The following is a 285-nucleotide window of genomic DNA, read 5'->3' as shown; positions in this document are numbered from 1 at the left end:
ATGTATCACAACATGTTTGGCTTGGTGCTTAATGTGCTGTTAGATTTTGAAGTTGTTAATCAGCGTTTCGAGGTTGTCCGTGCTGTTTATAAGTTGCTCACTTGCTTTAAATGCGTCATCGGCATGGGCTTGAGATTGACCGCCAAGGTCAGAAATCTCACTGGCACTTTTCTGAATGTTTTCAGTCATCATGGCTTGCTCTTCTGCTGCGCCCGCAATTTGCTGACTCATATCTACGATGCTCGAAACACTATCCACGATCTGCTCAAGTGCCTGGCTAACCTC

At 45.3% G+C, this 285-nt stretch carries 1 pseudogene; it reads right to left on the bottom strand.

Annotation, left to right across the window (positions count from 1 at the left end):
- Window positions 1-39 precede the first annotated feature (39 nt).
- Window positions 40-285, bottom strand: a pseudogene (locus A3750_RS05415) (hypothetical protein); the annotation flags it as partial.

The sequence above is a fragment of the Oleiphilus sp. HI0079 genome, assembly GCF_001635105.1.
This window is presented reverse-complemented; position numbering and strand designations above follow the sequence as displayed.